This is a genomic window from Flavobacterium daemonense (assembly GCF_007341385.1).
In the GTDB taxonomy this organism is placed as follows: Bacteria; Bacteroidota; Bacteroidia; order Flavobacteriales; family Flavobacteriaceae; genus Flavobacterium; species Flavobacterium daemonense.
Genome location: NZ_VJYD01000006.1, coordinates 17,839 through 40,555, shown reverse-complemented (window position 1 = coordinate 40,555; position 22,717 = coordinate 17,839). Strand labels below are relative to the sequence as shown.

General features: G+C 32.3%; 20 protein-coding genes. 14 read left to right on the top strand and 6 right to left on the bottom strand.

The window, feature by feature from the left end; translation table 11 throughout:
• Positions 1-237: 237 nt before the first annotated feature.
• The 3 genes from uxuA to FND99_RS09460 all read right to left on the bottom strand — a co-directional run bounded on the left by uxuA (position 238) and on the right by FND99_RS09460 (position 4,645).
• A complete protein-coding gene (uxuA, locus tag FND99_RS09470) occupies positions 238-1,401 on the bottom strand; it encodes a mannonate dehydratase (protein WP_144337930.1) in 1,164 nt (387 codons plus the stop codon).
• 182 nt (positions 1,402-1,583) lie between these two features.
• Complete coding sequence (locus FND99_RS09465) at positions 1,584-2,321, bottom strand: SDR family NAD(P)-dependent oxidoreductase (protein WP_144337750.1); 738 nt, start codon at positions 2,319-2,321, stop codon at positions 1,584-1,586.
• A gap of 167 nt (positions 2,322-2,488) precedes the next feature.
• Entirely contained in the window at positions 2,489-4,645 is a 2,157-nt protein-coding gene (locus FND99_RS09460; protein WP_144337749.1) for an alpha-glucuronidase family glycosyl hydrolase, read from the bottom strand.
• A gap of 509 nt (positions 4,646-5,154) precedes the next feature.
• Here FND99_RS09460 and FND99_RS09455 point away from each other — a divergent pair.
• Complete coding sequence (locus FND99_RS09455) at positions 5,155-6,768, top strand: L,D-transpeptidase family protein (protein ID WP_144337748.1); 1,614 nt, start codon at positions 5,155-5,157, stop codon at positions 6,766-6,768.
• Between the two features lie 50 nt (positions 6,769-6,818).
• Here the strand turns inward: FND99_RS09455 and FND99_RS09450 are convergent, their stop codons facing one another.
• A complete protein-coding gene (locus tag FND99_RS09450) occupies positions 6,819-7,745 on the bottom strand; it encodes a hypothetical protein (RefSeq protein ID WP_144337747.1) in 927 nt (308 codons plus the stop codon).
• A gap of 375 nt (positions 7,746-8,120) precedes the next feature.
• Between FND99_RS09450 and FND99_RS09445 the strand changes: the two genes are divergently transcribed.
• The 8 genes from FND99_RS09445 (at position 8,121) to FND99_RS09410 (ending at position 13,737) form a co-directional block, all read left to right on the top strand.
• On the top strand, positions 8,121-8,300 hold the full coding sequence (locus FND99_RS09445) for a hypothetical protein (RefSeq protein ID WP_144337746.1): 180 nt from the start codon (positions 8,121-8,123) through the stop codon (positions 8,298-8,300).
• Between the two features lie 276 nt (positions 8,301-8,576).
• Positions 8,577-10,052 carry a tetratricopeptide repeat-containing sensor histidine kinase gene (locus FND99_RS09440; protein ID WP_342777778.1) on the top strand — a complete coding sequence of 492 codons (1,476 nt, stop codon included), beginning with the start codon at positions 8,577-8,579 and terminating at the stop codon, positions 10,050-10,052.
• Between the two features lie 6 nt (positions 10,053-10,058).
• The gene (locus FND99_RS09435; RefSeq protein ID WP_144337744.1) at positions 10,059-10,727 is read left to right on the top strand and encodes a response regulator; all 669 of its coding nucleotides are present in this window, start codon (positions 10,059-10,061) and stop codon (positions 10,725-10,727) included.
• A 142-nt stretch (positions 10,728-10,869) separates the two neighbouring features.
• Positions 10,870-11,427, top strand: a complete 558-nt coding sequence (locus FND99_RS09430; protein ID WP_144337743.1) for a hypothetical protein — start codon at positions 10,870-10,872, stop codon at positions 11,425-11,427.
• A gap of 29 nt (positions 11,428-11,456) precedes the next feature.
• Entirely contained in the window at positions 11,457-11,795 is a 339-nt protein-coding gene (locus tag FND99_RS09425; protein WP_144337742.1) for an ABC transporter, read from the top strand.
• A gap of 182 nt (positions 11,796-11,977) precedes the next feature.
• Positions 11,978-13,033: a type I restriction endonuclease gene (locus FND99_RS09420; RefSeq protein WP_144337741.1), complete on the top strand. Its 1,056-nt coding sequence runs from the start codon at positions 11,978-11,980 to the stop codon at positions 13,031-13,033.
• Positions 13,034-13,109: 76 nt separating this feature from the next.
• Positions 13,110-13,517, top strand: a complete 408-nt coding sequence (locus FND99_RS09415; RefSeq protein WP_144337740.1) for a hypothetical protein — start codon at positions 13,110-13,112, stop codon at positions 13,515-13,517.
• Positions 13,518-13,527: 10 nt separating this feature from the next.
• Entirely contained in the window at positions 13,528-13,737 is a 210-nt protein-coding gene (locus FND99_RS09410; RefSeq protein ID WP_144337739.1) for a hypothetical protein, read from the top strand.
• 112 nt (positions 13,738-13,849) lie between these two features.
• Here the strand turns inward: FND99_RS09410 and FND99_RS09405 are convergent, their stop codons facing one another.
• Positions 13,850-14,767: a hypothetical protein gene (locus FND99_RS09405; protein ID WP_144337738.1), complete on the bottom strand. Its 918-nt coding sequence runs from the start codon at positions 14,765-14,767 to the stop codon at positions 13,850-13,852.
• A 547-nt stretch (positions 14,768-15,314) separates the two neighbouring features.
• On the opposite strand from FND99_RS09405, the gene FND99_RS09400 reads away from it, so the two are divergent.
• The 3 genes from FND99_RS09400 to FND99_RS09390 all read left to right on the top strand — a co-directional run bounded on the left by FND99_RS09400 (position 15,315) and on the right by FND99_RS09390 (position 19,265).
• Positions 15,315-16,979, top strand: coding sequence for a tetratricopeptide repeat-containing sensor histidine kinase (locus FND99_RS09400; protein ID WP_342777777.1), 1,665 nt, complete (start codon positions 15,315-15,317; stop codon positions 16,977-16,979).
• Positions 16,980-16,986: 7 nt separating this feature from the next.
• Positions 16,987-17,655: a response regulator transcription factor gene (locus FND99_RS09395; protein ID WP_144337736.1), complete on the top strand. Its 669-nt coding sequence runs from the start codon at positions 16,987-16,989 to the stop codon at positions 17,653-17,655.
• A gap of 257 nt (positions 17,656-17,912) precedes the next feature.
• On the top strand, positions 17,913-19,265 hold the full coding sequence (locus tag FND99_RS09390; RefSeq protein ID WP_144337735.1) for a GH1 family beta-glucosidase: 1,353 nt from the start codon (positions 17,913-17,915) through the stop codon (positions 19,263-19,265).
• Positions 19,266-19,325: 60 nt separating this feature from the next.
• Here the strand turns inward: FND99_RS09390 and FND99_RS09385 are convergent, their stop codons facing one another.
• On the bottom strand, positions 19,326-19,691 hold the full coding sequence (locus FND99_RS09385) for a hypothetical protein (protein ID WP_144337734.1): 366 nt from the start codon (positions 19,689-19,691) through the stop codon (positions 19,326-19,328).
• 1,002 nt (positions 19,692-20,693) lie between these two features.
• On the opposite strand from FND99_RS09385, the gene FND99_RS09380 reads away from it, so the two are divergent.
• The gene (locus FND99_RS09380; protein ID WP_144337733.1) at positions 20,694-20,906 is read left to right on the top strand and encodes a hypothetical protein; all 213 of its coding nucleotides are present in this window, start codon (positions 20,694-20,696) and stop codon (positions 20,904-20,906) included.
• 51 nt (positions 20,907-20,957) lie between these two features.
• Positions 20,958-22,667, top strand: a complete 1,710-nt coding sequence (locus tag FND99_RS09375) for a tetratricopeptide repeat-containing sensor histidine kinase (RefSeq protein ID WP_144337732.1) — start codon at positions 20,958-20,960, stop codon at positions 22,665-22,667.
• The last annotated feature ends 50 nt before the right edge of the window (positions 22,668-22,717 follow it).

Genomic DNA, 22,717 nt, shown 5'->3' with positions numbered 1-22,717 from the left:
GACAAACAAGACGTTTTGTTTTTATCATCACAATTTTGTCATTTCGACGGAGGAGAAATCACAATAGTAATTCCGCATAGCATTTCGCCAATCTTTGTCGAATTCCGAGTGTGATTTGCTTCGCCTGTTCGCTGTCACTCGGGTCTCGTTCCTCGGAATGACAAATAGTACGTTTTTCTCTTCTCATCGCAAACCTGACAGGTTTTAAAAACCTATCAGGTTTAACACAAAGGATATTTACAAATTCAATTTATAAGCAATTCCCATTTCCAAACCTCTCAACTCAGCAAGACCTTTTAAACGTCCTGTCAATGAATAACCAGGATACGTTTCTGTAACCTCATCAACTGCGTGTAGAAATCCGTGATCTGGGCGCATTGGCAGACTTACTTTTGTTTTATTCATTAACAATAGAATCTTTTCCAGAATAACCTCCATTTTTACATCACCATTCAAATGTTCGGATTCGCGGAAAATAGTTTCGCTTTCGCGGATGGTATTTCGTAGATGCAAAAAGTGGATTCGGTCACCATAATCATCAATTATTTTCTCCAGATTATTTTTTGGATCGGCACTCAGCGAACCCGTGCAATAACACAATCCGTTAGCTTCAGAAGGAACCTCATCAAAAATCACTTTTAGGTCGGCTTCAGTAGAAACAATTCTTGGTAAACCTAAAACCGAAAACGGCGGATCATCAGGATGAATTGCTAATTTGGCTCCAACTTCTTCCGCAACCGGAGTAACTTCTGACAAAAAGTAAATCAGGTTTTCTCTTAGTTTTTGATTGTCGATATCAGCATAATTTTCTAAAAGCGCCAAAATTTGTTCGGCAGTAAAATTGATTTTGCTTCCCGGTAATCCTAACAAAACATTTTTAAACAATAGCGCTTTTTCATCTTCAGATAATTGATTCCCGAACTTTAGCGCATTTTCTTTTTCTGGATCCGAATAATCATTTTCTGAGTTTGGTCTTTTTAACAGAAAAATATCAAAAAACGTAAAAGCGTCTTGATTATAAAGCAATGCTTTGCTTTTGTCCTGATTAATAAAATTGTGATTTGTTCTTACCCAATCCAAAATCGGCATGAAATTGTAGGTAATGATTTTAATACCGCATTCCGCCAGATTTCTTAAACTGATTTTATAATTTTCAATGTATTGAAGATAATTTCCAGAAGCTCTTTTGATTTCTTCATGAACCGGAAGACTTTCCACAACCGACCATTCCAAACCAGCATTTCTAATGATTTGCTGTCTCTCTTGAATCTCACTGATTGTCCAGATTTCTCCAACCGGAATATGATGCAAAGCCGTTACAATTCCAGTTGCTCCGGCTTGTTTGATATCTATTAAAGTAACGTTGTCCTGAGGTCCAAACCAACGCATTGTTTGTTGCATTTTTGTCATACTAATCTATTGTTAGATTTTTTTTAAACACATAGAAACATAGTTTTGAAACAACGTAATAAAAGTTTAAAATAAAATCAAGATTTTACACATAGCTATGTTTGTTAAAATAAGTGAAACGCCTTTTTTTGGAGACAAAGAAAAGCTATGACTCTATGTGTTTAAATAATTTTTTAAAAACCAATACTATTTCCGCCGTCAACAGGCAAAATAGTTCCTGTTGTGTATTTTGATTCACTTAAAGCAAAATAATAAACGGCATCTGCAATGTCCGAAGGTTCGCCCAAAAATCCCATTGGCGTTCTTCCCAATACTTTATTTTTTCTTTCTGGATCGCTGTCTAAAGCTTTTGCCGACATTTTAGTTTTGATAAACCCTGGTGCAACACAATTGACACGAATTCCAAACGGCGCCAATTCTACCGCCATAGCGCGCGTCATCGACTCGATTGCGCCCTTGCTCGCTGAATAAGCAATTACTTTTGGGATTCCGTATTGCGATGCCATCGAGCTGATGTTTACAATACTTCCTGAACCATTTTCTTTCATATTTTTTACAACCGCTTTGCTTACTGCAAAAACACTCAAAAGATTGGTGTGAATTATCGACAGAAAGTCTTCATCTGTCACATCTAAAAATTCTTTTTTCAGATTAATTCCGGCATTATTCACCAAAATATCAATTGGGCCATTTTTAGCGATGTTTTCAATCATTGCTGGAATTCCAGCCAAATCATTCAAATCGAAGATTACCGGAATGGCGTTTTCTCCAATTTCCTTGCAAGCTTCTTCTGTTTTTTCTTTCGATCTTCCTATAATGTAAGTCGTGATTCCGTTATTACAAAGTTTTTGTGCTGTTGCAAATCCTAAACCCGAATTTCCTCCTGTTACTATTGCTGTTTTTTTGCTCATAATTTTTTAATCTATAAATATTTTTGACGCAGATGAAACGGATTCGCTATCACGAAAACGCTGATTTGAACGGATTTTTTATTATTATTTTAAAAGGAAAAAATCCGTCTTTTTTCCGTGTCTTCACGATAGCGAATCCTTTTTATCCGCTTTACAATTACTCCAATTTATTTTCCATTTCCCGGTGCAAACGGGAATTTTAATGATTTAAAATACTCCAATGTCTGCGTTGGTTTTTCCACTCCTGCCGGAAGCTCTTTCCCTGAAAACTGCTGAAAATATAACAAACAAGCATCTCGCCACCATTTTGCTTCTTTGTTCTGAATTTCTAATAACATTTGAACTTCATGAAAACGCTCGCTATCAATATATTTTTCAGTTTTATTCCAAACGTTCTGCATTGCCGCTACTTGATTTACGCCTTCTTGATATTTTAATGCCAAACCATTCCAAAGAGTTTGTCCGTTTTTCAATTTATAATCCCACGAAACATGATGAAACCATAATAAATCTTTCTCTGGACAGGTTTCTAAATTATCAAAAAGTTTTTCAACTTCGGGTGCGTATTGTGCGGTGGCATTTGTACCCGATTTTGATCGGTCAAAACCAATTCCGTTTTTATCTGCTTTATGATAATACGTCGGGTTCCATTCTGGTCTTGACAAATTTGAAACCCACGGTCCTGGTCCGTAATGATGACCAGTATCCATAATATGATGCAGTCCGAGCGGTGTCATATAATTTACAACTGCTTCGCGTGATTCTATCATTATATTTTTAACTGGTTTTATAAAATTCTCATCGTTAGAAAAAGTACACCTCAACCATTCGTCAGCAATAGTTTCGGAATCTAAATAAGGATTCCACGCCAACCTTCCGAAACCGTACCAATTTGCCTGTGCAAAAGGATGTCCCGTCCAGTTTAAATCATTTCCAATATTTGCCACGCCGGCAATTCCGGTTAATTTATGTTGATATAAAGTTCCGTCGACGGCTTTGGCAACAGTCGAACCTTTTCCTTTTTGGTACGTATCTGATTCTAAAACTTCTTGAAATAATTTAGGTAGAAAAACCAAATGTGTGCTGAAACCCAAATATTCCTGCGTGATTTGAAATTCCATCATTAAAGGCGTTTTGGGCATCGCACCAAACAAAGGATGAAAGGGTTCTCTCGGCTGAAAATCAATTGCTCCGTTTTTCACTTGAACGATTACATTTTCTTTGAATTTTCCGTCATAAGGCTGAAATTCGGCGAAAGCCTGTTTCGCGCGGTCGTTTGCATCGTGCTCCGAATATACAAAAGCACGCCACATAATCACACCGCCAAAAGGCGCAACAGCATCGGCAAGCATATTCGCTCCATCAACGTGATCTCTTCCGTAATTTTGTGGTCCCGGCTGGCCTTCAGAATTTGCTTTAACCAAAAAACCTCCAAAATCCGGAATTCGTTTATAAATTTCAGCTGCTTTATTTTTCCACCAATTGATCACTTCTGGATCTTTTGGATCGGCAGTTTTTAGATTTCCAATTTCAATTGGTGCCGAAAATCTTGCGGTTAAATACACTTTTATTCCGTACGGCCTAAAAACATTGGCTAAAGCTTCGACTTTTTCTAAATATTGTGGTGTTAAAATCAGCGCATTGGCATTTACGTTGGTCAAAACCGTTCCGTTGATTCCTATTGAAGCATTTGCTCTCGCATAATCGATATAACGCTGATCAATAAAATCAGGCAGTTTTTGCCAATTCCAAAGTGAAATTCCGGCGTAACCGCGTTCAACGTAGCGATCGAGATTGTCCCAATGATTTAAGATTCGGATGTTTGTTTTTGGAGAATCGGCAATATTTAAATTATTGATCGGCTTGTTTGTTTGTAGGATTCTCAAGAAACTGAAAACACCGTATAAAACAGCAACATCATTTTTTCCGGTAATAATCAACTGTTTTTTATTTTTTACAGCAATTGATTTAATGATAAAACCTTCCTTATTTATTTTTTCAAAATCGGCTTCAAGTGTTTTTAGCAGATTTGAATCCAAAGAAGATTTACTTCCAATTATCAAATTGTTTTCGCCTTCGATTTGAGTTTTGACTTCTGTTTTTTTATCCAACATGCTGAAAACTCCAGTTTCTAATTCTTTTACTGAAATTTTAATTGTTTCTGAATTTCCAAAAGAAACGATATTGTTCAAACTGTTTTTATATTCTGAAGCAATTTCGGCATTGTCAACTTTATTATACTGCAACCACAATTTATAGTCTTTTTGGGCCGAAGCCGAAAAAGAAATCAGAACAAACAGGAAAACAAATCGTACTAAAGCCATTTTAATTTATTCTTTAAAATTTTCATTCTGAAAGAATCAATGTTTTTAAGCGGAATAAAAATATTTGATAAAAATTTAATCTAAAAAATACATTATCACGAATAAAACAACAATTGCAATCGGTTGCGTAAAAATATAGGATTGTTAGAGAAGAAAAAAATTTTAACTCCACTTTTATTCAAAAAATAATTTCTAACACAAATAAAAGCATGAAAATTTAAAAAACTGTCCTGCACTTTCTTTGCACTAAAAATTGAGAAGTCAAGCCATAAAACAGCGGAATTTCAATTCTAGAATCGGCAAATTTTTTACGTACAAAAAGCCCTTTTTTTGATCTTAAAAGCAATTTGTTTTTTGGTACAATTTCTTAAAACATAAAGATCTGAATATTAAGATATTTTTTATAAATTTGAGTAGAAATACCGATTTTCCCCCAAATCATTTTTTTGCCAGATTGCCTTTTATTTTCAATGTTTCATTAAAGGACTAATAACGTAAATCAAAAAAAAATGAAAAACTTTACCTTTGTTGTAATTCTTTTATTTGGGTATTTTTTAAATCCTTCATTTGCTTACTCAAATCATCATCTGGACTTTCCTACAGATAAAAAGAATCATTTTATTGTTAGCGCACCTGCCATTACAAGCGCCTCGATTACCGCTTTTTTCAAAAAATATTCTGCCTTAAAAGACTATCAAACGGATGTTGCGGCTTTATATAAAAGTAAGGCGTATAAATCGATTTGGTATGACGGAAATGACATAAATGAATTTGGATATCTTTTATATCACAAATTAAATTCAACTTACGAAGAAGGTGTACATATTGAAATTCCGTACAAAGATAAACTTGATGAAGTTTTTAATGAGGAATCGAAATCAAAATCGAAAATTTCAGACGCAGATACCGAGCTTTTGCTGAGTTCCATGTATATTTTATACGCAAAACATGTCTATCAAGGAATTGATGGTGCTGAACAAGATAAAATTCAATGGTATCTGCCTAAGAAAAAATTATCATATGAAACCTTATTGGATTCTATTGTAAGCAATCCCAACTTATTGCAGGAAAACAAACATGTTCTTTTTAGCCAATATTACAAGCTTCAGGAAGTTTTGAAAAAATACCGCGAAATCGAAAAAAGCAAACAATGGACTCCTATCTATATGGACAACCCTTATCAAGATTTGCGTCCAGATGCTACTTCTCAAACCATTGCCGATGTTAGACATCGTTTATTCATAATTGGCGATTTAGCAAACGACTCCAAAAGCAATTTTTATGATCGTGAATTGATGGATGGCGTAATGAAATATAAAATTCGCCATGCCTTGACGCCAAATTATATACTTTCAAAAGAACATATCGACCAAATGAACGAACCGATCAGCGATCGTATAAAAACCATAATGTTGAATATGGAACGCTGCAGATGGATTCCGCCAACGCTGGAAAATCAAGACGAATTTGTTATGGTCAATATTCCGTCGTTTATGCTGTATTTTGTACGAAACGGAAATTTTGATATTGTCTCGAAAGTTTTCATTGGAACACCGCTAACTAAAACTGTGATTTTTAGTGGGCAAATTGACCGCATTGTCTTTAGTCCGTATTGGTATGTTCCAACAAGTATTATTCAAAATGAACTAAAACTAAAAATGGCCGAAGACAAAAATTATCTTGCCGATCACGGTATGGAATGGAACGGCGGGAAAGTGAGACAAAAACCGGGTCCGGAAAATGCTTTAGGACTTGTGAAATTTATGTTCCCGAATCCGAATGACATTTATATGCATGATTCGCCATCAAAAAGTTTATTCGGGTTTGAAAAACGTATTTTCAGCCATGGTTGTATCAATGTTGAAAAAGCCAAAGAACTTGCCGTTTCGATGATGAAAGATTATCCAGAATGGACTATAGATAAAATAAATGATGCCATGAGCGGCGAAAAAGAAACGCCGTTTTTCCTAAAGAAAAAAATTCCTATTTATATTGGTTATTTCACCGCGTGGGTAACCAGAGATGGAAATATGAATTTCTATCCTGATGTTTATCAACGAGATGTCAACTTAAACAAGTTGCTTTTTCCTAACGACACCGGTTATAAATCGGATCAAGAATAAAAATCAAGTCAATGAAACCTCCCAAAAAGATCTCTTTTGGGAGGTTTTTTTTATTTTTTAGAACCACATTTTTCTGCATATCTCTCAAAAATATGTTTTGTTACAGCTCTAAGTGGTTTATCATTTACTGGATTTCTTCCGTGTGTATTAAAAAATTCTACAACATTATCACATTTGGAATACCATATATCGGTATAATTAGTTGTTGTATCGCAGACTCTTATTTTTTTAAACTCAAGAAGATTACCATCATACGGAATTATCTTGTTTTGATTTTCTGTTTTTACATTGCAATCAACAACATCAAAATGATCTTCAGACCATTGCATACAATGCTTTTTAATAAAAGCAAAATAGATTGTTGCTGCTATCAAACAAAAAATTACCGCAGTTGTAATCATTGTCGGTTTTGATCTATTAAATAGCTTTTCAAAATATTTATTTCTCTTAATTGATTTTTTTGATTCTGAATTTCTTTCTTCAGTAACATAATCAGTTTTTAAAACATTAAAATCTTCACTTTCTGCTTGAACTTTCAAACTATTAGAAGAATCCTCTTTATCAGAATTGTTAGTAAGCCTCAACTCATTTATCAACTCTAAATCTTCTTGATCAATAAGCTTCTTAAACTTATTAAAAGGTCTTGGCTGAAGATCAACAAGTATGGCCGCTAATTGAATAGTATCTTCTGCTGGTTTCTCAGTTCTACCTAAAAAAAATCTCTTAACAGATTCTAATTTATTCAGTTCATCTTCCCCAAATAAGTTTTTTTTATCCTTGTCAAATGGAAAATTAAAAAAATACTCAAAAGCGCTTAAGTCATCTTTATTAGTATTTGACTCAAATCTTTTGATGCATAAATTTCTAAGATTTGCTGTAGTTGGCGAACTTAAATTATTTGAATATTCTCCATTTATTTCCTTTTCATATTTAGCTTTAATAGCTTTTCTGTAATCTTCAATAGTAAAGTTTGACATAGGCATTTTGAACTTTTTACAACTTTTTCTAAAGCACTTTATTCGACTTTTTGCAACTTCTTCGAACTTATCCGGACTTTAAAAAAACTAATTAGACTTTCCCGACTTTTCGATCAATACAGCTCTTAACCCCACATAACTTTGCCTCAACAAAATTAGTTAACGTAATAATCTGCAGATTAAAACAAAAATACAAAACTGGTTTTATTAAAATTATGGAAAACCGTAAGACGGAGTTTAGCCGGGAAGTCTAAATAAAAATCTTGCGGTTCTACATCGTTCACTTCCCAAAATCAACTTGGTATTGCCTTTAAAAAATGCTCTGGAAAAGTTCCAGACGGCAATGCCCATGTCTAAAATTTAATCTTAAAAAAAATGAAAAAAATATTTTTATTGGGAGCGTTCGCCCTATTGTCAACGACATTATTTTCTTGCACAGCCGACGAATATCAAGATGCAAAAAAGGAAATTAATCCTGCAAAACCTTCTTATGCTGATGATGGTCCTGGAGACGGAACGATAAAACCACCGCCACCGCCACCAGCTGATGAATAAATAAAGATGATTAGTTTATAAAATAAATTATTAATTTCGGGGAAAGTAAGTTTTATGCTACGATCCCCGTTTTTTTATTCCTTAATTTTTCTGCTCCTACTTTCGTGCAACGAAAAGAAATCTAGTATTTCTCGACCTGAACCTATTAGAAAAGAAGCAAGCGCATATCGTGAAAAAGGCATAATAAACTTTGACAACAAAAATTTCAATGAAGCATTTTTCAATTTCAATAAAGCAAAAACAGCATATGAGACCCTAAAGGACAGCGCCAATATCATGTATAATCTCATACAAATGGCGTCTATTCAGCAAATAAATGGAGATTATTACGGAAGCAAAGAAACGCTGACTGAGGCTTTGCCCTATCTCAAGAAAAAAGACATTTATAGTGTTTCGATCAATAATTTTTTTGGCATTGCTGATAAAGAATTATCAAATTATGATGATGCTATTTACTACTATAATGAGGCATTAAAAGATTGTGCTGACTTTTTATGCAAACAACCTTCTTTAAACAATATTGCAGTTATTTATATTCATCAAAAGAAATACGATAATGCTATAAAAATCTTTGAATCCATTTTAAAAACAAAAAAATCTGGAGAAGGATATCAAAATAGCAATGCGCTTATCTTAGATAATTTAGGCTATGCTCTATATAAAAAAGGATTGCATGAAAAAGGTCTTTTGTTCATGCAAAAAGGTTTAGATTCAAGAAATAAATTCCGTGACGATTACGGAAGTATTGAAAGTAATTTACATTTAACGGAATACTATACCGAAAGCGATCCTCAAAAATCGAAACAATATGCCTTAAATGCTTATGAAACTGCCACAAAACTCAATAGTATCGACGAACGCTTAGAAGCGCTATCCTTTTTAATGACCAATAATTCTGTGATCAATAAAACAGGACACATTCAAAAATTCATTTTCTTAAATGATAGTATTCTAAAAGTCAGAAATAATTTTAAAAACAAATTTGCAAAAATCAAATACGATTCAAAAAAGGAAAAAGACGAAAATGAAAAATTGCGTTTAGAAAAAGCTATAACTCAAAAAGATTCCGAAAACGAGAAAATCGTATTTATTGCAACGCTAATTATTCTTCTATTTCTACTTGCCTATTTGAAAAAACATTATGATAATAGAAACCGAATAGAAAAAATAAAAACGGCCTATAACACTGAAACAAGAATTGCAAAAGATATTCATGATGAACTAGCAAATGACGTCTTTGATACAATAACCTTTGCACAAACGCAATCTTTAACACCCGAAAATAATACCGGAATCTTATTGCAAAAACTAGATCGTATTTACATACGTGTTAGAGGTATTGCAAGAGAGAATAATGATATCGATACTGGGACAAATTATTCTAGAAATTTAAAAGACATGCTCTCAACTTACAGCGACAAAAATATAAATGTGTCAATTAATGGACTAGAGAAAATAAATTGGGACTTAATAGAAGAACTAAAAAAAATAACAATTCATCGCGTTTTACAAGAATTGATGGTGAACATGAAAAAGCATAGCCAAGCTTCGGTAGTTGTTTTAAAATTTGAATACGACGGTAATAAAATCTTTATAAATTATTCAGACAACGGAAAAGGCGGTGAAAAATCAAAAATTATAAAAAATGGTTTGCAAAATATGGAAAACCGTATTTTATCAATAAAAGGAGCAATTACTTTTGAAACTGAACCTCAAAAAGGTTTTAAAGTAAAAATAACTATGCCTAAATAAAAACCTATGTTTAAAAAAGTAATAATAGCTGAAGATATCGATGCAATGAATTTAGGAATTCAGCAGGTTTTGAAAGATTTAAATATTGCCGATTACGAACATTCTAGATTTTGCGATGATGCATTTCTAAAAATACGTGCGGCAATTCACAAAAATGAACCATTTGAATTATTAATCAGTGATCTTTCCTTTAAAAAAGATCATCGTGAACCCAATATTATTAATGGAGATGAACTGGTTCAAAAAGTACGCGAATTACAACCTGATATTAAAATAATTGTTTACTCGATCGAAGACAAAAGCTTTCGCATTAAATCGCTTTTTGAAAATGCTGAAATAGATGGTTTTGTTTTAAAAAGTTTGAACAGTATTGAAGAATTAAAAAAAGCAATCAATCTGATTTCAAGTTCTGACAAAAAATTTATTTCTCCAGAAATATCTTCCGCTTTACAAGAAAAAAACAATTTCGAAATAGAAGAATTAGATATTAAAATTTTAAAATATTTAGCCGATGGCGTTTCTCAAGATGAAATAATCGAAATTCTAAAAACTTTAGGAATTAAACCAAACAGCAAAAGCGCTATGGAAAAAAGACTTTCAAGATTAAAAGACTTTTTTAAAGCTAACAATACGCTTCATTTGATTTCTATTGCAAAAGATATGGGGATAATTTAAATTCCTTCTATTCCTATTTTAAAGCTCCTTCGGGGGCTTTTTTTATTGCCGAAATTTAAAATTTTATGAATTATGGATTTCCGTAAAATTCTGGTTTTATTGATTTTACTTTTGGGTTATTAAACAACTAATTCAAAAAAAAATGAAAAACCAAGTCTTACAAATCATCGTATTATTTAGTGCTTTACTATTATTTTCTTGCCAAAAAACAGTCTCATCATACGATGAAATAGCAGTAGCAGTAGATTCAGCGGCAGTAGTTGTTGATTCAGTTGCACCAACTTTAAATAATGCATGGGAATATCATCAATCAATTGATAAAATGACATCAAAATCGATCAAGTTTGCCCAGATAATATCTAATGAAAGCTTAAATCTAGAATTCCCTTATGATGGAAATAATTACGGTCATTTAACATTAAGAAAAAATAATGGTACGGATATATATGTAAGTATTGATAAAGGACAAATTAGTGGAGGATATGATAATAATTTTATCAAAGTTCGTTTTGATGACGAGAAACCAATAAAATTTAGCTATAGTGAACCTCAAGACAACAGTAGTGACTTAATTTTTATTGATAACGAAGCCAAGTTTTTATCAAAATTAAAAAAATCAAAAAAAATACTTATTTCATTACCCTTATATCGCGAAGGCAATCAAATATTGGAATTTAATACTATAGATTTAAAATGGTAACATTTTTTAAATTAAAAACTAAAATAATAATGAAAAAAACTATCCTATTTTTTATAGCAATTATAATGCTTAGCTGTTCAAATAAAAATGAATTATTCAAAGAAACTGATTCATTTGTACAATCTCTACAAACAGAATATGAAAGTTATGGGCTTCTTGGCGATAAATATTCTAAAACTACTAGTGATGGTTTGTATACCATTTCTCCAATTGGTCGTTTAATAAATGTAAAAATACAAAAGGTTGTAAGCTCAGAAGAATATGAAGATCTAAAAAAAGATCTTGAAAGTCATTATAATGGTGATTCAAGAGTTAATAGTGTTTATATATGCCAGGCCGGCACTATTATGATTGATTGTAGAAACTAAATTTTAAATATTCTACAAAAACTTTTAGCTTGCATTATTTTTAAAGAGGAACTTCATATTCCTCTTTTCTGTTTTAATCCTTTCTAAAAACTTCTCTAAAAGATTTTGCCGCATTATGGATTTCCGTAAAATTCTGGTTTTATTGATTTTACTTTTGGATAACTAATCTAAAAATCAATCAAATGGAAATTAACATTCAACTAAAATCGTTAGCAGATAAAATAAATCAGCTGAAAAGTAAAATTGAAACAGAGGAATCTACAAAACATGCTTTTGTATTGCCTTTTATACATATTTTGGGTTATGATGCTTTTAATCCCTTAGAAGTTGTTCCCGAATTTACCGCAGATCTTGGGTTGAAAAAAGGAGAAAAAGTAGATTATGCAATTTTTCAGAATGGAGAACCTATTATAATTGTTGAATGCAAAAGCTGGAAGGAAAATCTTACGGTTCATAATTCGCAGTTATTTCGTTATTTCCATGTTACAAAAACCCGATTTGCACTTTTGACAAATGGCATTACGTATCAATTTTTCACCGATTTAGATGATCAAAACAAAATGGATGAAAAACCATTTTTGGAATTTGACATTTGCAATCTGAAAGAAAATACAATAAATGAAATTGCAAAATTTCATAAAGCCAATTTTGATGTAAATAATATTGTAAGTAATGCCAGTTCTCTAAAATATATTAAAGAAATAAAAAAGCAAATAAATGCCGAATTAGAAAATCCTTCAAATGATTTTACAAAGCTTTTTGCCAATAAAGTATATTCAGGCAGACTAACTGAAAAAGTTCTTGATGAATTTAAGGACTTAGTTCAAAAATCCGTGAATCAATTTATCAACGATAAAATTAATGATCGCTTAAATGCCGCTTTAACTAAAGAAACAATTAAACAGCAAGTCGAAGAAATTTCAGTTATTGAAGACGACAATAAAATTAATACAACTGAAGAAGAACTTGAAGGTTATCGAATAGTAGTTGCCATTTTACGCCGAAAACTCCCGACTAACAGAATTGTTTATCGCGATACGCAATCTTATTTCGGAATTTTACTAGACGACAATAATCGCAAACCTTTATGCAGGCTACATCTTAATGGCAGCAAAAAATATATAAGTCTGTTTAATGATAATAAAACAGAGTCAAAAGTTTCCCTTTCGTCAATTGACGATATTTATCAGTTTGAGAAAGAATTATTAGATACTGTTGCTCTCTACGAAACAGAATAAAAATCCCGTATAATTACTCATTTCAAGCTACATTATTCTATTTAGATTTATCGTAAAACCAAATACCAAAAAGCCTATGCTAAAAAACTACCTCAACTTATTGCTATTAGTTGCGTTTTATTCCTGCAAAAAAGCTGATGCTCCGCCTCCGCAGAAAATCAACACATTTTATAAAGAAACGGTTACCGCTGATGATCGAAAGACTATCACGGCTGAAGAAGCCAAAACATATCATGTAAATAAAACCTATCATTACGAATACCGAACTGGAGATCCGGGAAACTACGAATACAATTATGATGTAAAAGGAATAAATCAAAAAGGCGATTCGGTTTTTGGGAATATAAATGTTCAGGGGAAATTTGGTGCTGGAATTTTAATAGACAGTATTGCTGAAATAGAAATCAATACAGAATGGATTTCATACGGAAAATTGAAAGCTAGCGATAAAAAAGGAAACCAATATGATTTAGTTGTCAAGTAACATTATCTAAATGAAATATACTTTACTCTTATTATTTATACTTTTAACTTCATTTAGTCTGCCGGAAACCAGCGTTTATATCTGCGGACCAAAGGGTGCAAAAAAATATCATTACAACGAAAACTGCCGAGGATTATCAGCCTGCAGCCACACCATTATAAAAACATCGTTGAAACAAGCTCAAGGATATGGTTTGACACTCTGTGGCTGGGAAGATTAAAATTATTTTATCAATAGCTCCACATGAGTAACTTAACCTTCTTAATTAAAAATTAAAAAACAGGTATTGAATTGTATAACCTCCCAAAAAAGATTTTTTTTGGGAGGTTTTTTTATTTATCGGCGTGAGATTTATGTGCGTATTTTTTAAAAATAGATTTTGTGACTGGTTTTAGTGCAATATTATTTTCGGGATGTCTGCCGTGACCGTTAAAAAAGTCAATTCCGTTTGGTGTTTTGGCGTACCAAATTGTGGCGCGTCCGTATTTATCAAAACAAACTGTATCATCATAAATATCTACTTTTTTTAGATGAACCAAACTTTCATCCAGCAATTCGACAGGATTTCTTGTTAACGAACCTTCATTTTTTACGTCGCAATTAACGAGTTCATAATGATCTCCCGACCATTGCATGCATTCCTTCTGCGGAAGCGCTAAATAAATTATAACGCCAATCAAGCTAACAACAGCAATTATGGCCGCAGTTCGCAACATTTTAAATTTCAGCTTGAAGATTTTGATTTTTGTTTTTTTCGATGGTGTTTTTACGAAGGCATGAGTTTCTGGTTCTTTCAAAATTGAGGGTATTTTTTCAACTTCATTTTTACTCAAAACCTCAGCACTATGCACTGTGATTTGTTCTTCGCGTGACATTGCTTTTGCCTTAAATTTTCGAAAAGGTCTTGGCTGAAAATCGATCAAAATTGCCGCCATGTCAACCGTATCAATTTTTTGAGGCTCTTTTTCCCCTCTTAAAAAGGCGCCAACTTTTTTATACTTGTCTGTATACGTTGTACAAGTATCCGCTTCTTTTGTATTGAATGGAGTCCCTTTAAAATCCCAATATACTTTTAAATCATCTGGAGCTGGATTTACACTTAAAATTTTCCAACATAAATCTCTCAAATGCGCTTGAGAAGGTGTTTCCAGATAATTAGAGTATTCTCCTAATTCTTTTTCAATATTATATTTTGCTCGTATCGCTTCTTTATAAGCTTTTTCATAATTGCATCGTGTAATGTTGTCCATACATTCAGGATTTTCAGGATTTTTAGGATTAATACTTATGTTTTCAGGAAAACCAGGAACATTAAGAATCTCCGGATTTCCTTCGCAATTCAGAGAAAGACACCTATTTACTTTGTCTCAGAATTAGTTCTTGCTCTGACTCGCGATTAGGGCAAATGTACAAAACTAGTTCACTTATAAAATGCGGAAAACCGTAAGGCCAAGTTTAGGAGGGAAGCCTAAATAAACCCTTACTTTTCTACGCATTTTCTTCCCAAACAAAAATTGCATTGCCGAAAAAAACGATTCAGAATACTTCTAAACAGCAATGCTTATGCCAAATTTTAAAATCATAAAAGTCATGAAAAAAATATTTTTATTGGGAGTTTTTGATTTATGTTGTACAACATTATTTTCTTCAGTGATGACGGACCTGACGATACACCATCTCTGCTTCTACCTCCAAAAGATGAATAAAAAATTTGTACTAAATAATTAATTAGTACTTTCGGCGAAATTAAATTTTATGTTGCGGTTCCCTTATTTTTGTTTTCTTCTCTTTGCTCTTGTGATTTCTTGCAAAGACAAAACAACAGTTATTCCCAATGAAAAAATCATAAGAAAAGAAGCAGGACGCCTTAGAAGCAAAGCGATTGAAAATATTACAAAAGAAAACTATGATAATGCTTTTTACCATTTTAGCAAGTCTCTAACTTTATATAAGAAGATTAATGACAGCGCTAATGTTGTTTATGCTCTTTCTCAAATAGCCAATATACAGCAAGTCAATGGCGATTACTATGGAAGCAAGGAAACACTCACAGAAGCTTTGCCTTATATTAGAAAAAAAGATATTTACTCCTCTTATATAAAAAATCTTTTTGGAATAGCCGAGAAAGAATTGTCAAATTACAACGATGCAATTTACTATTACAATGAAACGATAAAAGATTATAATAAGCCATCATCAAAACGATCTTTTTTAAACAATATTGCGGTTATATATCTAAATCAAAAAAAATACGATAAAGCCATAAATCTATTAGAATCTGCTATAAAAATTAAAGTACCCAAAGAAGAAGAACTAGACTATTTGTCTCGAGTAATAGACAATTTAGGTTTTGCTTATTTTAAAAATGGGCAACCCGAAAAAGGGCTTTTATATATGCAAAAAAGCTTAGAATTGAGAAAAGATAGTCCAGATGAATACGGTAGCATCGAAAACAGTCTTCATTTATCAGAGTTTTATGCCGAAACTGATTCTCAAAAATCAGAAGAATTTGCTTTAAAAGCATACGGCACCGCTACAAAAATGCATAGTGTTGATGAGCGTTTAGAGGCATTAGCTTTATTAATGTCAAATAAATTTGTTCCAGAAAATACCGAATATGCTAAAAAATTCACTCTTTTAAATGACAGCATTACCAAAATAAGAAATAATTTTAGAAACAAATCGGCCAAAATCAAATACGATTCTCAAAAAGAAAAAGATGAAAACGAAAAACTTCGTTTAGAAAAAACCGAAAATCAGCTGGCATTACAACGTGCAAACTATCGTCAATTTATATTCATCACGATTTTTCTTTTCCTTTCTGTTTTGATATTTTATTTGAGAAAATACTACCGAAACAAAAACCGAATCGAAAAACTTGAAACGGCTTATGAAACTGAAATCCGAATTTCTAAAGACATTCATGACGAACTCGCAAATGATGTTTTTCATACCATTGCATTTTCGCAGACGCAACCTCTGGAAAACGAGAACGCAAAAGAAATTCTGATAGAAAAATTAGATCATATTTATAACCGAGTTCGTAATATTTCTAAAGAAAACAATACGATTGACACGGGAATACATTATTTGGAAAACTTAAAAGAACTGCTTTCTACTTACAACAGCGATACAAGAAATGTCATTATAAACAGTATCGAAAAAATAAATTGGGAAGCGATTGATGACATAAAAAAAATCACAATTCAGCGAACACTGCAAGAATTAATGGTCAATATGTCCAAGCACAGTGAGGCTTCGCTGGTTGTTGTGAAATTTGGCAGCGATGCAAATAAAATTTTTATAGACTATACAGACAACGGAAAAGGAGCTAAAAAAAATAAAATTATTAAAAATGGTCTCCAAAATATGGAAAACCGTATTTTGTCTACAAAAGGAACTATTACTTTTGACACAGAACCCAATAAAGGTTTTAAAGTAAAGATATCCATGCCTAAATAGTTTTTATATGTTTAAAAAAGTAATTATAGCCGAAGACCTTGACAGTATCAATTTTGGAATAGAACAAGTCCTAAAAGATTTGGGAATTGAGAATTTTCATTATTCGAAATATTGCGACGATGCCTTTTTAAAAATACGCAAAGCTATACAAGACAATGAGCCATATGATTTGCTGATCAGCGATCTATCTTTCAAGACAGATCATCGTGAAGTAAAATTGGCGAGCGGTGACGAATTAGTTCAAAAAACACGTGAATTACAGCCTGATATTAAAATTTTAACGTATTCTGTAGAGGACAAAAGATTTCGCATTAAATCACTTTTTGAGAATGCGTCAATAAATGCTTTTGTTTTAAAAGGTAGAAACAGCATTGAAGAACTAAAAAAAGCAATTACAATTATTGCTTCTTCTGATGAAAAATTCATTTCGCCAGAAGTTGCTTCAGCATTACAGGAAAAAGACAATTTCGAAATTGATGACATCGATATTAAAATCCTAAAATATTTAGCAGATGGCAAATCGCAGGACGACATTATAAACATCTTCAAAAATGCCGAGATAAAACCCAACAGCAAAAGCGCTATTGAAAAAAGATTAGGCAAACTCAAAGATTTTTTCAAAGCCAATAACAGCGTTCAACTGATTTCGATCATAAAAGATATGGGAATTATTTAATTTTCCTAACATTCCAAAAATTTCAAAAGCTCTATTTAAGAGCTTTTTTTTATTCCGACTATCTTATTTAATCATTTGATAATAATGAGTTTACAATTTATTCACATTAGTTTTATTAATTTGAATAAAAGTAAAAGTTATGAAACTCTTTAATCTAAATTTTCTAGTATCATTCAAAGAATGGCTTTTTTTAAGAGCTATGCAATCTTCTTTCCTTCATTAAAAAATCAATTAAAAATCAAGGAATATTTATTTGAATGAATAAAGTCGAAAACTCATTTCTAAACAAAAGTCAATTTGGACAGGATTTCTTGTGGGGTGTTTCAACCGCCGCTTTTCAAATTGAAGGAGCTCATGATGCAGACGGAAAAGGTTCTTCTATCTGGGACGTTTTTACCTCTCAAAAAGGGAAAATCAAAAACGGACATCATGCCATAACTGCTTGTGATTTCTATAATTCGTATGAAACCGATATTAGTTTAATCAAAGAATTAAATATCCCTAATTTTAGATTTTCAATCAGCTGGCCACGAATTATGCCAACAGGAACTCATCCTGTAAATCAGGCCGGAATTGATTATTACAATAAAATCATAGACGCTTTACTTGCTCAGGGAATTGAACCTTGGGTAACACTTTACCACTGGGATTTGCCACACGCGCTCGAGGAAAAAGGCGGCTGGACAAATCGCGAATCGGTTTCTTGGTTTTCAGAATATGTTGAAATCTGCGCCACGCATTTTGGCGATCGTGTAAAAAACTGGATGGTCATCAACGAACCTTCTGTTTTTACCGGAGCAGGTTATTTTTTGGGCATTCACGCGCCAGGAAAAAAAGGAATTACAAATTACCTAAAAGCCATGCACCACGTGACGATGGCAACGGCAGCTGGAGGAAAAATACTTAGAAACAAAATTCCCGACGCCAATATTGGCACTACGTTTTCTTCAACTCATATCGAACCTGCGACAACAAGCCAAAAAGATGTTGAAGCCGCAAAACGTGTCGACACTTTGCTTAACCGAACTTTTATCGAGCCACTTTTAGGACTAGGATATCCGCAGGGCGATTTGCCTGTCTTAAAAAAATTGAACAGTTATATTGCGCCCGATGATTTGGAAAACATAGCGTTTGATTTCGATTTTATAGGTCTGCAATGTTATACTCGAGAAGTCGTAAAATCATCATTGATCATTCCGTACATAGGTGCCGAATTAATTAGTGCCGAAAAAAGAAACGTCATTGCAACTGATATGGGCTGGGAAGTTTATCCTCCTGCACTTTACCACGTTTTAAAACGATTTAACGAATACGATGGCATCAAAAAAATTATTATTACCGAAAATGGCGCCGCTTTTCCAGATACTGTAAAAAACGGAAAAGTGCACGATATCAAACGTACGCATTACATTCAGGATCATTTGGAGCAGATTTTAAAAGCCAAAGAAGACGGTTTGAATGTCGATGGTTATTTTGTTTGGACACTTACTGACAACTTTGAATGGGCCGAAGGCTACAATGCAAGATTTGGACTTATTCATGTCGATTTTGAGACTCAAAAAAGAACCATTAAAAACTCGGGATTCTGGCTCAAAGACTTTTTATCTTAAAAAATACAACATCATATACAAAAGGCCTTTCTAATTGAAAGGCCTTTCGTATTTTCAGATTTAAAGGAATCGATACTTATACGACTGTTTTAAAATCCCGATATGAACTTTACCGTTCTTTTTCAAATGAGCCATGATCACAATATATTTTTCTTCGGGATATTTTATATCATAACTAAAAATAGTGTCATTTACTTTAATTTGAAGTTGGTGTTTTCCATCGTCTGAAATTGGCAATTCTTCTGTATTATAAGTCGGAAGCGCTTCCGTTGCCTTTAAATTAATGTCTTTGACCTTTTGCTTATCCAAAAGTATTTCTAGTTTTAAATTGTCCAGTTTCATTTCTGTTGGTTGTTCAAAAGATACAACGTATTTTTTGCATCCAACAATGCAAAAAACAATCAGCAAGTAGAGAAGCTTTTTCATAAAAAAGGAGTTTTTATTGACTACAATTATAGTGTAAAAATAAGGTTATTATCTTCAAAAATTACCGTCTTCTTCAAGTAAATTTCGAGGCAAAAAAAATGCCTTTTTTTACAAAAAAATTTACTTATTTCATTGATTTTATTTGGTTTAACCGTATGTTTTTCGTATCTTTATAGTGTAAATAACAGTAGATATATGCCGAAAAACAAACTTTTTAAATGCCTGAATTACACTTCAAAAAATTATTCTTTTTCCAACATTTTGCATTTTATTTCTCAAAATGTTTTTCCTCTTCATTTAGAAATTATTCTTCCCAATCTTTTTTCTGCGCAAAGTTTAAGCACGCAGAAAATAAGATCATTTCAATTGCAATCCTAATTATTTTTCAGAGAGATATTTTCTAAACTTTTGTAGAAAATATGTCTTTTAAATTCAACAAAGATTTCCTTTTCAGGAAGCTCTTTAGAATCTCCATGTTTATTATTCACCTAAATATTTTTTATATGCCATTATTTTCAACTTCTGCAATTAAGTGCTTATTTCCATTTCCAACTTTTGCTTCAAAGCTAAATTTCTGCGCTTTTTAATCCTCCAAATCCAACTTTTGCCGGACTTTTTGCATCTATAATTATAGAGCTTTCTATAAACCAAAATAACTTTTAATAGCGCAAACTAGTCCTGCGAATTTATTTTGTCGGGAATTTTCAGGAATGTCAGGAAAAGGCAGGAATTCCGGGAATTCCTTATCAGTCAAGGCGTAGAAACGTCTTTACTTTGCATCAAGAAATTAGTTCAAGTTTTGTCTGCAGACTAAAACAAAAATTTAAAACTAGTTCTAATTATCATTGTGGAAAACTGTAAGACCGAGTTTATTCGGGAAGTTTAAACTACGTCTTACTGTTCTACACGATCAACTTCCCAAAATCAATTGGTATTGCCAATAACAAGATCTGGATAATTCCGGACAGCAATACCTATGTCTAATTTCTAAATCAAATCAAAATGAAAAAACTATTATTCTTTAGCGCTATTGCGTTATTATTCAGCATATTTTCTTGTACTCCGGATGAAATTGAAACGAATCCAAAACAAGAAACCAAAAAAACAATTAGTCCAGCAAAAGATACTTTTGCTGATGATGGTAATCCTAGTAATGATGGTCCTGGTGATGGAGGTACTGGTGGATCAAAAACACCACCTCCAACAGATGAATAAATATATTTTTAGTATCTAATTAATTACTATTTTCGGGGAAAGTAAATTTATATGTTACGGTCCCCGTTTTTTTATTTTATAATTCTATTTTTTCTTTTTTCCTGTAACGAAAAAAAAGCCATCAATCCTAATACGGAAGCTATACGAAAACAAGCACTTAGTTTACGAAACAAAGGACTTGATAATTTTGCAAAACAAAACTTTAACGAGGCATTTCATGAGTTTAATAAATCTAAAATACTTTTTGAAACTTTAAAAGACAGTGCCAATATTGGATATATCCTTATACAAATGGCAGAAATACAGCAGATCAATGGAGACTACTATGGTAGCAAGGAAACCGTTACTGAAGCATCAGCATATTTCAAAAAAAAGAACATGTACACTGCCTGTATAAATAATGCATTAGGAATTGCTGACAAAGAACTTTCTCTATATGATGATGCTATTTTTTATTATAAAGAATCTGTAAAAGAATTTAACGATCCTATTGCAAAACTACGCCCTTTAAGTAATATTGCACCAATTTATATTCAGCAAAAAAAATATGCCAACGCGATTACACTTATAGAATCAATATTAAACACGAAACTTTTAGATGGCGAGCCTGAAGCCTCTGATAAAGCTAGAATTCAAGACAATTTGGGTTATGCCTATTTTAAAAATGAAATGAATGATAAAGGATTCAGTTTAATGAATGAAGCACTCAAGAAAAGAAATAAAATAAAAGATACTTATGGAAGTATTGAAAGCTACTTACACTTAGCGGATTATTATTCAAAAAAAGATGTTCAGAAATCAGATGAACATGCATTAAAGGCATATAATATTTCCACAAAACTAAATAGTGTTGATGAAAGACTAGAAGCGTTACAAATTTTAATTTCAAATAACCATAGTTCTCAAAACACTAAATATGTACAAAAGTATTTTACACTAAACGACAGCATCATTAGGATCAGAAACAACTTTAAAAATAAATTTGCCAAAATTAAATACGATGCTAAAAAGGAAAAAGACGAAAATGAAAAACTTCGTCTAGAAAAAGCTGAGAACCTATTAGCGCTTCAGAAAGAGAAATACCTGCGAATTGTATTAGTAATCATATTCATTTTTCTAGTCATTTTAATCGCAATTCTAATACGCTATTATAAAAATAAAAACAAGGCAATCGAATTTAAAGCTTCGTACGAAACTGAAACCCGAATTGCTAAAAAAATCCACGATGAACTAGCAAACGATGTTTTTAATGTCATTGCATTTACTGAATCGCAGTCTTTGTCGAAGGAAAATACAAAAGAGAACCTGCTTCAAAAATTAGATGATATTTACGGCCGTGTAAGAGGAATTTCGAAAGAAAACAACAAAATTGATACAGGCATAAATTTTAAGAGCAGTATAAAGGAAATGCTTTCGGTTTATAATACCAATGAAAGAAATATCATGGTAATGAATATCGAAAACATAAACTGGGAAATTATTGATGATATAAAAAAGATCACTATTAGCCGTGTTTTGCAAGAACTGATGGTAAATATGAAAAAACACAGCCAAGCGAATCTTGTAGTTGTTAAATTTGAAAATGACCAAAATTCGATCTTAATAAATTACACCGATAATGGTATTGGTTGCGAGAAAAATAAGATCTCCAAAAATGGACTCCAAAATATGGAAAGTCGTATTCAAACCATTAAAGGAACTGTAGATTTTGAAACAGAACCTGATAAAGGTTTCAAAGCGAAAATAACGATTCCTAAATAAACTATACCTAAACTAGACTGATCCCGAAGCCTCGGGACAGCTCTACAATT

Bases quoted from the DNA above. Each gene is read 5' to 3' on its own strand.
- uxuA (WP_144337930.1), bottom strand. From the start codon at position 1,401: ATGCAACAAACAATGCGTTGGTTTGGACCTCAGGACAACGTTACTTTA.
- FND99_RS09465 (WP_144337750.1), bottom strand. From the start codon at position 2,321: ATGAGCAAAAAAACAGCAATAGTAACAGGAGGAAATTCGGGTTTAGGA.
- FND99_RS09460 (WP_144337749.1), bottom strand. From the start codon at position 4,645: ATGGCTTTAGTACGATTTGTTTTCCTGTTTGTTCTGATTTCTTTTTCG.
- FND99_RS09455 (WP_144337748.1), top strand. From the start codon at position 5,155: ATGAAAAACTTTACCTTTGTTGTAATTCTTTTATTTGGGTATTTTTTA.
- FND99_RS09450 (WP_144337747.1), bottom strand. From the start codon at position 7,745: ATGTCAAACTTTACTATTGAAGATTACAGAAAAGCTATTAAAGCTAAA.
- FND99_RS09445 (WP_144337746.1), top strand. From the start codon at position 8,121: ATGAAAAAAATATTTTTATTGGGAGCGTTCGCCCTATTGTCAACGACA.
- FND99_RS09440 (WP_342777778.1), top strand. From the start codon at position 8,577: ATGTATAATCTCATACAAATGGCGTCTATTCAGCAAATAAATGGAGAT.
- FND99_RS09435 (WP_144337744.1), top strand. From the start codon at position 10,059: ATGTTTAAAAAAGTAATAATAGCTGAAGATATCGATGCAATGAATTTA.
- FND99_RS09430 (WP_144337743.1), top strand. From the start codon at position 10,870: ATGAAAAACCAAGTCTTACAAATCATCGTATTATTTAGTGCTTTACTA.
- FND99_RS09425 (WP_144337742.1), top strand. From the start codon at position 11,457: ATGAAAAAAACTATCCTATTTTTTATAGCAATTATAATGCTTAGCTGT.
- FND99_RS09420 (WP_144337741.1), top strand. From the start codon at position 11,978: ATGGAAATTAACATTCAACTAAAATCGTTAGCAGATAAAATAAATCAG.
- FND99_RS09415 (WP_144337740.1), top strand. From the start codon at position 13,110: ATGCTAAAAAACTACCTCAACTTATTGCTATTAGTTGCGTTTTATTCC.
- FND99_RS09410 (WP_144337739.1), top strand. From the start codon at position 13,528: ATGAAATATACTTTACTCTTATTATTTATACTTTTAACTTCATTTAGT.
- FND99_RS09405 (WP_144337738.1), bottom strand. From the start codon at position 14,767: ATGGACAACATTACACGATGCAATTATGAAAAAGCTTATAAAGAAGCG.
- FND99_RS09395 (WP_144337736.1), top strand. From the start codon at position 16,987: ATGTTTAAAAAAGTAATTATAGCCGAAGACCTTGACAGTATCAATTTT.
- FND99_RS09390 (WP_144337735.1), top strand. From the start codon at position 17,913: ATGAATAAAGTCGAAAACTCATTTCTAAACAAAAGTCAATTTGGACAG.
- FND99_RS09385 (WP_144337734.1), bottom strand. From the start codon at position 19,691: ATGAAAAAGCTTCTCTACTTGCTGATTGTTTTTTGCATTGTTGGATGC.
- FND99_RS09380 (WP_144337733.1), top strand. From the start codon at position 20,694: ATGAAAAAACTATTATTCTTTAGCGCTATTGCGTTATTATTCAGCATA.
- FND99_RS09375 (WP_144337732.1), top strand. From the start codon at position 20,958: ATGTTACGGTCCCCGTTTTTTTATTTTATAATTCTATTTTTTCTTTTT.